Annotated in this window: 12 protein-coding genes; 4 read left to right on the top strand and 8 right to left on the bottom strand. The window is 73.8% G+C overall.

Annotated features, from left to right (window positions below; all coding sequences use genetic code 11):
- From VK640_05190 to VK640_05160, 7 genes are all read right to left on the bottom strand, one after another.
- Positions 1-258 (bottom strand): hypothetical protein (locus tag VK640_05190; protein ID HTE72581.1); only part of this gene is annotated, 258 nt, incomplete at its 3' end.
- A 95-nt stretch (positions 259-353) separates the two neighbouring features.
- Positions 354-1,091 carry a Crp/Fnr family transcriptional regulator gene (locus VK640_05185; GenBank protein HTE72580.1) on the bottom strand — a complete coding sequence of 246 codons (738 nt, stop codon included), beginning with the start codon at positions 1,089-1,091 and terminating at the stop codon, positions 354-356.
- Positions 1,088-2,209, bottom strand: a complete 1,122-nt coding sequence (locus VK640_05180) for a hypothetical protein (protein HTE72579.1) — start codon at positions 2,207-2,209, stop codon at positions 1,088-1,090. Before VK640_05180 ends, VK640_05185 begins: the two co-directional genes overlap by 4 nt.
- The gene (locus VK640_05175) at positions 2,206-3,330 is read right to left on the bottom strand and encodes an ATP-binding protein (protein ID HTE72578.1); all 1,125 of its coding nucleotides are present in this window, start codon (positions 3,328-3,330) and stop codon (positions 2,206-2,208) included. The genes VK640_05180 and VK640_05175 overlap by 4 nt, the downstream gene beginning before the upstream one ends.
- A 56-nt stretch (positions 3,331-3,386) precedes the next feature.
- Positions 3,387-4,337, bottom strand: a complete 951-nt coding sequence (locus VK640_05170; GenBank protein HTE72577.1) for an ROK family glucokinase — start codon at positions 4,335-4,337, stop codon at positions 3,387-3,389.
- Between the two features lie 13 nt (positions 4,338-4,350).
- Positions 4,351-4,686 (bottom strand): hypothetical protein, encoded by a 336-nt coding sequence (locus VK640_05165; GenBank protein ID HTE72576.1) that lies wholly within the window; start codon positions 4,684-4,686, stop codon positions 4,351-4,353.
- A complete protein-coding gene (locus VK640_05160; GenBank protein HTE72575.1) occupies positions 4,683-5,120 on the bottom strand; it encodes an SRPBCC family protein in 438 nt (145 codons plus the stop codon). The genes VK640_05165 and VK640_05160 overlap by 4 nt, the downstream gene beginning before the upstream one ends.
- 114 nt (positions 5,121-5,234) lie before the next feature.
- Here VK640_05160 and VK640_05155 point away from each other — a divergent pair, with 114 nt between their 5' ends.
- From VK640_05155 to VK640_05140, 4 genes are all read left to right on the top strand, one after another.
- The gene (locus VK640_05155) at positions 5,235-5,873 is read left to right on the top strand and encodes a hypothetical protein (protein ID HTE72574.1); all 639 of its coding nucleotides are present in this window, start codon (positions 5,235-5,237) and stop codon (positions 5,871-5,873) included.
- Between the two features lie 233 nt (positions 5,874-6,106).
- Positions 6,107-8,500 (top strand): nitrate reductase, encoded by a 2,394-nt coding sequence (locus VK640_05150; GenBank protein HTE72573.1) that lies wholly within the window; start codon positions 6,107-6,109, stop codon positions 8,498-8,500.
- On the top strand, positions 8,500-8,958 hold the full coding sequence (locus VK640_05145) for a hypothetical protein (GenBank protein ID HTE72572.1): 459 nt from the start codon (positions 8,500-8,502) through the stop codon (positions 8,956-8,958). The genes VK640_05150 and VK640_05145 overlap by 1 nt, the downstream gene beginning before the upstream one ends.
- 17 nt (positions 8,959-8,975) lie before the next feature.
- Complete coding sequence (locus tag VK640_05140; protein HTE72571.1) at positions 8,976-9,491, top strand: HPP family protein; 516 nt, start codon at positions 8,976-8,978, stop codon at positions 9,489-9,491.
- A 40-nt stretch (positions 9,492-9,531) separates the two neighbouring features.
- On the opposite strand, the gene VK640_05135 is transcribed toward VK640_05140, so the two are convergent.
- Positions 9,532-9,800: hypothetical protein (locus VK640_05135; GenBank protein ID HTE72570.1), on the bottom strand; the 269-nt coding region annotated here is incomplete at its 5' end.

Genomic DNA, 9,800 nt, shown 5'->3' with positions numbered 1-9,800 from the left:
CGGCATGGTCTCCGTCGGCGCCTCCTCCAGCGCGTCGTCGATGTCGTCGAGCAGCGGGATGGCGATGACCGACCGGTCGAGGATCCGCGGGTCGTAGCGGCCGTTGCGGCGTCGCCCCAACAGCCGTCGCGACGCACCGTCGCCGGCGGACCCGGCCGGGGAGCCGTCCGTCGGCGGGTCGCCCCCCGATCGTCCCGGCGCGCTGTCGTTCGCGGGCATGCGCGTCTCGACCCCCTTGATCGACCCCTGCTTCACCATGCGCGTGAGCTCATAGAGCGTCAAGTCAACACTTGTCCATGTCTGTCGCGGCCACCTGCGCGGGTGGAGGCCGCCAGCCGCGGGTCAGCCGATGGTCAGCCGAGGTCGAGGCGGCGGCGCAGGGCGGCCACGTCGCGCAGCTCGATCCGGCCGCGGCCGAGGGTGAGCACGCCGTCGTCGGCCAGCCGCTGCAGCACCTGGTTGGTCGTCGGCCGGGTGGTGCCGGCCATGCCCGCCAGGTCGTCCTGGGTGATCGGCACGACGACGCGGCTAGGCGCGCCGGGCGCGGGGCCGGCGGGCGCGCCAACGGACGTCGCGGAAGCGGAGCGCGTCGGCCCGGCCGGCGCGGCGTAGGTGTGCGACAGGTCGACGAGGCGGGCCATCACCCGGCGGTCGACCGGCTCGTAGAGCGCCTCGAGCAGCGCCGCGCTGAGCTCCTGGACGCGGCGGGCCAGCGCCTGGGTGAGCACCCGCTCCACGGCGGGGTGGCTGCGCCGGAGGGCGTCGAAGGCGGAGCGGGTCAGCACCAGGGTCTCGCTGGGCTCGAGTGCGACCACGGTCGCGGTGCGCACGTGGTCGCCGAGCAGGGCGAGCTCGCCGAAGGAGTCGCCGGCGCTCATCACGGTCAGCGTCGCGGTGGCGCCGTCGGAGGTGGAGACGCGCACCGCGAGCCGACCGGCGCGCACGAGGTGCAGCGACTCGCCCGGCTCGCCCTCCCGCACCAGCGTCTCGCCCCGGCGGAACCGCTTGTCCACCGCGGCCGCGAGCACGTCGGCCCGGGCGGCCGCGGTGAGCGGCTCGAGCAACCGGGGCTCGACGCGGGGGGCGGTCATCGGGCACCAGCGGCGCGGTCGACGTCGGCACGGGCGTCAGCGCGGGCTGGGTCGTAGTGGTCGTAGTAGGTGAGCGCGGCGTCGATGTGGCGGTCGTTGATGGCGTCGGCTCCGTCCTGGCAGGCGATCTGCAGCGCGGTGTGCGCCAGCAGCATCGCCCGCCGGACGCTACGGCCTTCGGAGCGGTACGCCGCGAAGAGCGCCTCGATCGCCTCCGGGGTGACGTGGGCCTCGGCGGCCGGCGAGTCGTCACCCAGCACCTCGATCCGGGCACAGATGATGCGGTCGAGCGCGGTCGGGGCCGGCAGCTCGGGCACCGGGATCGACTGCTCGATGAAGCCCACGTCGGCAGGGAAGCCGGGCAGCGCGTAGTAGTCACTGTGCACCGCGACCACGAGCGACGCGGTGAGCTCCTCGGCGAGCATCCGCAGCACCCGGGTGAAGAACGGGCCGACCAGGTCCGACCGGTCGCCGAGCGGCGTCCGCAGCCAGGCGTCGGAGTCGTCGATGACGATGACCGGACGGAGGCCGCGGTCGCTGACCGTGTCCACGACCTGCTGCGCGAGCGCGACGACCTCGGCACCGCTGCGCTGGCCGGTCGCGGTGACGACCGAGCCGAGCTCGGTCGCGATGGTGACGTCGGTGGCCCACAGCGGCAGCCCGAGGCCGGCCCGGCGGTGCCGGGAGCGCTCGGTCGACACGACCAGGCCGGCGCCGGAGACGAGGTCGTCCTGAGCGGCCCCGCTGATCCGGCGGGCCTCGGCGAGGTAGCGCGCGACGGTGCGCACCAGGTGCGCGGCGAAGGCGGCCGGCTCGCTGACCGTCGCGGGGTCCTCGGCCTCCACCGGAACCCGCACGACGGCCAGGTCGTCGGCGCTGGTGGCCAGCACGTGCTGGACCAGGCTCGTCTTGCCGACGCCCGACCCGCCGGAGACGGCGACCCGCTCCATGGCGGTGACCGCCCGGTCGAGCACCGCCTCGCAGGTCGGGGTGCCGGTCATCTCGTCGAAGGGCACGTGCACCCCATGCAGCCCCGACCGCAGCGGTGCGGGGTCGAAGGCGTGTGCCTCCTGCAGGGCGAGCAGCGCGGTGTGGCCCCCGACCGGCAGCGCCGTCAAGGCTGGCGCCCGACGAGCTGGTAGACCTTGCGCGGCCGGCCGGCGCCGTTGACCCGGCGCTCGGACGCGGTGACCAGGTCGGCGGCCTCGAGCTGCCGGAACACCTGGGAGGCACGCGACCGGGTCCAGCCGAGCGCGTCGAGCAGGCCGTCGTCGGAGGCGCTGGCGCTGCCGCCCCGGCTCTGCAGCTCGGCGACCAGCATGGCCGCGGACCGCCCGAGGTGCGCGAGCCGACCGGCCCGCTCACGCTGCTGGCCGGTGACCAGGTCGACGGCGGCCATCGTCGGCGCGGGGACCCCGCCGCCGTCCGTCGACACGCCGGCCTCGCCGGCGGCGCCGACCACCTCCCGGAGAGCGGACACCAGCTCGCGCGGCGTACGGACGGGCACGCCGTCGACGATGCGTCTCAGGAGCTCGTCGGGCACGCCGTCCACCGTGGCCGCCCCGGTGAGCCGGACCCTCAGCAGCGCCATCGCCTCCTCGACCGGCAGCTCGGGCAGCGGCACCCGGGCCTCGAAGAACGTGTCGGCGGGCGGCTCGAGGAAGCCCGCGGCGGCCGAGCGGTCTGCGGCCAGCACCCAGAGGACCGGCAGCGACCAGGTCTCGTCGCGCAGCCGGCCCACGAGCACGTGGGCGGCGGCCGGCGAGGCGTTGTCGAGCAGGACGACGACCGGCCGGCCTGGCTCCCAGGCCGGCCCGCGAGCGGGGTCGGCCGGCGGGTTGTCCAGGACGTCGGGCAGCTCGCGGCGCAGCCGGTCGAGCAGGGCCAGCAGCCGGCCGCCCTCGCTGAGCGCGGACGCGGGCGCGGGCGCCAGCCCGGTCGACGCGCCGGTCGACCGGGCGGTCGCCGGCAGCAGCCGCTCGGCCAGCAGGGTGAGCAGCGACTCGGCGCCGTCGGTGGGGCCGGCGTCGACCAGCTCGACCCGGTGGCAGCGCTCCTCGCGCAGCCGCAGGGCGACCTGGCGCAGGAGGCTGGTCTTGCCCGAGCCGCGGTCGCCCAGCACCAGGGCGTTGAGCCCCGCGCGGCGGGCCCGGTCGAGGGCGGCCAGCTGCGACCTACGGCCGGCGAAGAGTGCGCGGTCGGCACGGGTGTCGAGGAGGGGACGGCTGCTCAGCAGCATGGCCTCACGATACTTTACGAAAGTACCGTGAGCAACGGTCCCGGCCAGCGGCCGGCTCAGCGGTCGCGAGCCAGGTCGGCCGCGCCGACCAGCCCGGCGTCGTTGCCCAGCTGGGCCGGCACCACCTCGGCCAGCGGCCGGCGGCCGCGCCCGGTCAACAGCTCCTCGTAGGCCTTGCGGGTCGGCTCGAGGAGCACCTCGCCGGCCTCGGAGACCCCGCCGCCCAGGATGAAGACCTGCGGGTCGACCACGGCGGCCAGGTCGGCCAGCCCCTGGCCGACCCAGTGTCCGAGGGTGTCGAACGCAGCTATCGCCACCGGGTCGCCCTGGTGCGCCGCCTCGGTGACGTGCTGCCCCGCGATGCCCTGCGGGGTGCCGTCGCCGAGCCCGAGCAGCAGCTCGGCGGCCGGCCGGTCCTCCTCGGCTCGTTCCCGGGCCTCCCGGACGAGGGCGCCGCCGCTGGCGTACTGCTCCCAGCAGCCCCGCTGCCCGCAGCCGCACGGCCGGCCGCCCTCGACCATCTGGATGTGCCCGATCTCGGCGGCGACCCCGAAGCCGCCCCGGAAGAGGTGCCGGTCGACGATGATCCCGCCGCCCACGCCGGTGCCGAGGGTGACGCAGACGATGCAGGCCTCCTCGCGGCCGGCGCCGAAGCGGGCCTCGCCCCAGGCGGCCGCGTTGGCGTCGTTCTCGACGACGACCGGCAGGTTGACCCGCTTCTCGACCTCCTCGCGCAGCGGGCCGTCGCGCCAGCCGAGCAGGTTGGGCGCGAAGTAGACGACCGACCGGGCCGCGTCGACGAAACCGGCGATGCCCAGGCCGACCGCCTCGATGTCGTCGTGCCGGCCGCGCAGCTCCTCGATGACCCTGACGATCGCGTCGGTGGTCGCCTCGGCGTCGCGCGCCGGGGTGGTGACCCGGTGCTGCTCGAGGATGCGCCCGTCGGCCTCGACGACGCCGCCGGCCACCTTGGTGCCACCGATGTCGACCCCGATGGTCAGCGTCACGGCGTCACCAGCGTCACCGGCCGCCGGTGTGGCGGTTCCGGCTGAAGGCGGCCACGGCCCGGCCGAGCGAGCCGACGGCGTCGGAGAGGTGACCGAGGACCTCGGGGTCCAGCGATCGGGCCAAGCGCTTGGCCCGGCAGATCGGGCAGGTGCGGCACTCGTCCGGGGTGCCGACGTGGTCGGTGGCCGCGGCCCAGGCATCGTTGCTGCCCCCGGCGCCGCCGGTGGCCGATCGGGCGCGCAGCCACAGCTGGGCGGCGTCGGCCAGCTTGACCGCCTCGTCGGCGAGCGAGCCGTGCGGCGGCTCGTCGCCCCACGGCCCGCGGTAGGCGCGTGCTCCCTCGGTCATGCCTCCACCCGTTTCTTGAGCTCCTTGAGCGCGGTGTCGATGATGACCTTCTCCGCCTTGCGCTTGATCATGCCGAGCATCGGGATCTTGATGTCGACGGCCAGCTGGTAGGTGACCGTGGTGCTGCCGTCGCCGTTGTCCTCGAGCAGGTAGGCCCCGTCCATCGACTTGACGATGTTCTCCGCCTCGACGAGCTGCCAGCGGACCTCGCGGTCGGCCTTCCAGGTGTAGGCGAGGGTGTACTGGTCCTTGATGGCGCCGGCGTCGAGGTCGAACCAGACCTCCTTGGCCCGGCCGTTGGACGCCTGCGAGCGCACCTCGGCCTCCTTGACCGCCCCCGTCCACTCCGGGTAGGCCGCGAAGTCCGCGATCACCGTCATCACGTCGGCCGGCGGGGCGTCGACGACGATGCTGGACTCGGTGCGGTCAGCCATGCGGCGAAGGCTACTAGGACCCGCCCAGCGGATCAGTTCCGGGAATCCGCCCCGTTCGACCCCGGCACGATCTAGGTTCAGAAGGTCACGGGTTGTCCACGGAGGGGTCTCCACATGCGCATCCGGCTGTTGCTCGTCACTGCCGCTTTCTCTGCACTGTCCCTGGTTGCCGCGAGCCCGGCCTCGGCCGCGGTGTCCCACAGCGAGGCCGTCGGGGCGCTGCTCACCGCCAACGAGGTGGGCAACCACTGGCACAAGGTCCCCGTCAGCGACGGGATGACCGGGCTGCTCCACGGCTGCGCGTCCGCGCAGTACACGTCCAAGGGCATCGACGCCAAGGCGGCCCGCGCGTTCCAGTTCCGCAACCAGGAGACCTGGATCACCGAGCGGCTGAAGGCGTTCGACACCACCAAGCTGGCCAACCGCGAGGTCAACAAGTGGGTCGCGCTCTACGGCGACTGCGACTCCTTCATGGTCGACGGCCAGACCTTCACGACCAGCTCGGTCAAGGTCGGTGACTTCGCCGACCGGACCGCCGGGTTCAAGATCAAGGGCATCGTCGAGGATGACGAGGGCATCGAAACGCCGGTCACGGCCATCCTGGTCGCCGCCAAGTGGGGCCACTCGGTGGTCTCGGCGACCACGGTCGTCATCGGTGGCCTCAACGCCGAGCAGGTCAAGGACCTGAAGAAGTCGACGGTCCGGGTCGCCAAGGTCGGCGTCGAGAAGGTCGACAACAAGCTCGGCCGCTGACCCGCCGTCCCAGCTCGACCGACTGATCACGCCCGAGCGGCCGTCGACCACGTATACGTGGTCGACGGTCGCTCGGCGTGGCGTGAATGCCACTCCGAGCACTCGTCGGCCACTGCAAGTGGCGGTTCCCGGGCGGGTCAAGGCCCCGGTCGTACGTCGCGCAGGCGACGCCCGGGCCCGGCCGGCCGGCCGGTCCCGCGCATGGCCGGCCGCCTCTCGGGTAACCCCGAGGAGTGACGGCTGAGCACAGCAGCACGACCGACAGCACGCTCGACAGCACGATCGACCGGACGCGCGACCCCTGGGGCGACCGGACACCGCACGACCGGGGCACGGTGTGGCCGGCCCGCCAGGACCAGGTGCTCGACACCGGGCTCACCGACGACGACGTCGACTCCTGGGTGCAGTCGGCCTGCGTCCTGTGCAGCAACGGCTGCGCCGCCGACATCGCGGTCAAGGACGGCCGGATGGTCGGCGTCCGCGGCCGGCCGGACGACCGGGTCAACCGGGGCCGGCTCGGCCCCAAGGGCCTCTACGGCAGCTGGCCCTGGGCCGCCGCCGAGGACCGGCTGACCACTCCGCTGGTGCGCGTCGGCGGGGTGCTGCGGGAGGCATCCTGGGACGAGGCGATGGGCCGGGTCGTCGAGACCTCGCAGCGCCTGCTGGCCGAGAAGGGCCCGCTCTCCCACGGCTTCTACACGTCCGGGCAGCTGTTCCTGGAGGAGTACTACACGCTCGGCGTCATCGGCAAGGCGGGCATCGGCACCCCGCACATGGACGGCAACACCCGGCTGTGCACCGCTACCTCCGCCGCCGCGCTCAAGGAGTCGTTCGGCTGCGACGGCCAGCCGGGCAGCTACGCCGACATCGAGGAGTGCGAGGCCGTCTTCCTCTACGGCCACAACATGGCCGAGACGCAGACCGTGCTGTGGTCGCGGCTGCTGGACCGCACGCACGGCAGCGACCCGCCGGTCCTGGTCTGCGTGGACCCTCGCTCGACCCGGGTCGCCGAGGAGGCCCGGCGGACCGGCGGCGTGCATCTCGCGCCGGCACCAGGCACCAACGTGGCGCTGATGAACGCGCTGCTCCGTGAGCAGCTCGAGCACGGCTGGCTCGAGGAGGCATGGGTGGCCGAGCACACGGTCGGCATCGACGAGCTGCGCCTGGTCGTCGACCCGTACACCCCGGAACGGGCGGCCCGGACCTGCCGGGTCCCGGCCGACGACCTGCGGCGCGCGGCCGAGATCTTCGGCACCACCGACCGGGTCGTGTCGACCGTGCTGCAAGGCTTCTACCAGTCCCACCAGGCGACGGCGGCCTCCGTGGCGGTCAACGACCTGCACCTGCTGCGCGGGATGATCGGCCGCCCGGGCTGCGGGATCCTGCAGATGAACGGCCAGCCCACCGCCCAGAACACCCGCGAGTGCGGGGCCGACGGAGACCTGCCCGGCTTCCGCAACTGGGAGAACCCGGAGCACGTCGCCGAGCTGGCCCGGCTCTGGAACGTCGACGAGCTGACCATCCCGCACTGGGCGCCGCCGACCCACGCGATGCAGATCTTCCGCTACGCCGAGCAGGGAAGCATCGGCCTTCTGTGGATCTCGGCGACCAACCCAGCCGTCTCCATGCCCGAGCTGGGCCGCATCCGCGACCTGCTCGGCGGCGACCAGTGCTTCGTCGTCGTCCAGGACCTGTTCCTGACCGAGACCGCCCGGCTGGCCGACGTGGTGCTGCCGGCCGCCGGCTGGGGCGAGAAGACCGGCACCTTCACCAACGCCGACCGCACCGTCCACCTCTCCGAGAAGGCCGTCGACCCGCCCGGTGAGGCGCGCGCCGACCTCGACATCTGGCTCGACTACGCCGACCGGATGGGCTTCACCGACCGGGACGGCGCGCCGCTGGTGCGGTGGCGCAGGCCCGAGGAGGCGTTCGAGGCGTGGAAGGAGTGCTCTAGGGGGCGGCCGTGCGACTACACCGGCCTGTCGTACGACGTCCTGCGCGGTCCGTCGGGCCTGCAGTGGCCGGTCACCGCCGAGCGGCCGGACGGCACCGAGCGGCTCTACACCGACCACGTGTTCCCGACCGACTCCGACTACTGCGAGGACTACGGCCACGACCTGGTGACCGGCGGGGTCGTCACGCCGGAGAAGCACAAGGCAATGGGCCTGGCCGGCCGGGCCGTGCTCAAGGCGGTCCCCTGGCAGCCGCCGCACGAGAGTCCCTCGCCGACGTACCCCCTGCTCTTCACCACCGGGCGGACGGTGCATCACTTCCACACCCGCACCAAGACCGGCCGCTCCCGGCGGCTCCGGGACGCCGCGCCCCGGCCGTGGGTCGAGCTGTCCGCTGCCGACGCCCAGCGGCTGGAGGTCGCCGACGGCGACCAGGTGCGCGTCGAGTCGCCGCGCGGGCACCTCGAGGCGCCGGCCCGGGTCACCGAGGTGCGCGAGGGAACCGTCTTCGCGCCGTTCCACTACGGCTACTGGGACGTGGCCGAGGGAGCCGGCCCGGACGGCGCGCCGCGCGCGGCCAACGAGCTGACCATGACGATCTGGGACCCGGTGTCGAAGCAGCCGGTCTTCAAGACCGCCGCCTGCCGGGTGAGCCGGGTGGAGAGGAGCGGGTGATGCAGCTCCCGGTGTACGTCGGCATGGTCCACGCCGCGGAGCAGACGCTGGCCGACTCGCTCCGCCAGGTCGGCGAGGGGCACGCCGCGGAGAGCGACGTCGCACACATGTGCTCGACCCTGGCCGGCTGGTCCGACGACCACGTGCAGCGGCTGCAGCCGGTGGCCGACCGCTACGGGGAGATGGGCGTGACCGAGCCGGCGCGGCTGCATGCCGAGGGCCTGTCGGAGACCCGGTCCGGGCCGGTCGGGCTGCTGCGCGACCTGCAGGACCTCTACGTGCTGGCCGCGCTGGTGCAGAGCTCGTGGACCGTGGTGCTGCAGGCCGCGCAGGGCGCCCGGGACCGCGAGCTGCTCGGGCTCGCCCAGTTCTGCGAGAGCGAGACCGACCGGCAGATGACCTGGCTGACGACCCGGATCAAGCAGGCCGCCCCGCAGGCGCTGCTGGTGCCGTCATGACCGTGCGGAGCCGCCTGGTGAGCGACCGGACCACCGGCGCGCGGACCGGCGTGGTCTCCGCCGGCCTGACTGCCGCGGCGCTCGGCATCGCCGGTGCGGTCGGCGTGCTGACCGGGCAGCCGTGGCTGTTCCCCAGCCTCGGGCCGACCGTCATGGTGCTGGCCGAGACTCCCGAGCAGCCCGCTGCCAACCCGGTCAACGTCCTCGTCGGCCACCTGGTCGGCATCCTGGCGGGCTACGGGTCGCTCGTCGTCACCGGGTTGACCGACTCCCCACCGGTGCTGGTGTCCGGCATCGACACCCCGCGCGTGGTCGCCGCAGCCCTGTCCGTCGCGGTGACCACGCTGGTGCTGCAGGCCGTGGGCCGACCGCACCCGCCGGCTGGCGCGACCACGCTGATCGTCAGCCTCGGCCTGCTCATCACCGGCCGCGACCTCATCACGATGATGCTGGCCGTCGCGGTCGTCACCGGACTGGTCACCGCGCTGAACGCAGCGTTCAGCGCGCGGCAGGACGGCGTGGGCACGGGCTGACCGTCGCAGGCCGTCGGCTGCCTGCCCGGGCAGGTACGGGTCAGACGAAGATGCCGAGCACCGCCATGAGGAGCAGCAGGATCGCGAGCACGCTCACTGCGCCGCCGATCATCACGGCGACCTTCTTGGCGGGGGTGTCCGCGAGGCTCGAGTAGCGGCCCAGCGGGTTGCCCGACTCGTGGACGGCCAGCTGGGCCAGCAGCTGCGCGGCAAGCACCTCGGTGTCGGCCGGTGCAGCAGCCGTGGCGGCAGACTTGGCGTGCTTGCCGCGCGCCTGCTGCTCTGGCGCCACGGACGGCGTCAGAGCAC

The organism is Actinomycetes bacterium (assembly GCA_035489715.1).
In the GTDB taxonomy this organism is placed as follows: Bacteria; Actinomycetota; Actinomycetes; order JACCUZ01; family JACCUZ01; genus DATHAP01.
This window is presented reverse-complemented; position numbering and strand designations above follow the sequence as displayed.

Excerpts from the sequence above, each read along its gene's own strand:
- VK640_05175 (HTE72578.1), bottom strand. The coding sequence starts at position 3,330 with ATGCTGCTGAGCAGCCGTCCCCTCCTCGACACCCGTGCCGACCGCGCA.
- VK640_05145 (HTE72572.1), top strand. The coding sequence starts at position 8,500 with ATGCAGCTCCCGGTGTACGTCGGCATGGTCCACGCCGCGGAGCAGACG.
- VK640_05165 (HTE72576.1), bottom strand. The coding sequence starts at position 4,686 with ATGACCGAGGGAGCACGCGCCTACCGCGGGCCGTGGGGCGACGAGCCG.
- VK640_05185 (HTE72580.1), bottom strand. The coding sequence starts at position 1,091 with ATGACCGCCCCCCGCGTCGAGCCCCGGTTGCTCGAGCCGCTCACCGCG.
- VK640_05160 (HTE72575.1), bottom strand. The coding sequence starts at position 5,120 with ATGGCTGACCGCACCGAGTCCAGCATCGTCGTCGACGCCCCGCCGGCC.
- VK640_05155 (HTE72574.1), top strand. The coding sequence starts at position 5,235 with ATGCGCATCCGGCTGTTGCTCGTCACTGCCGCTTTCTCTGCACTGTCC.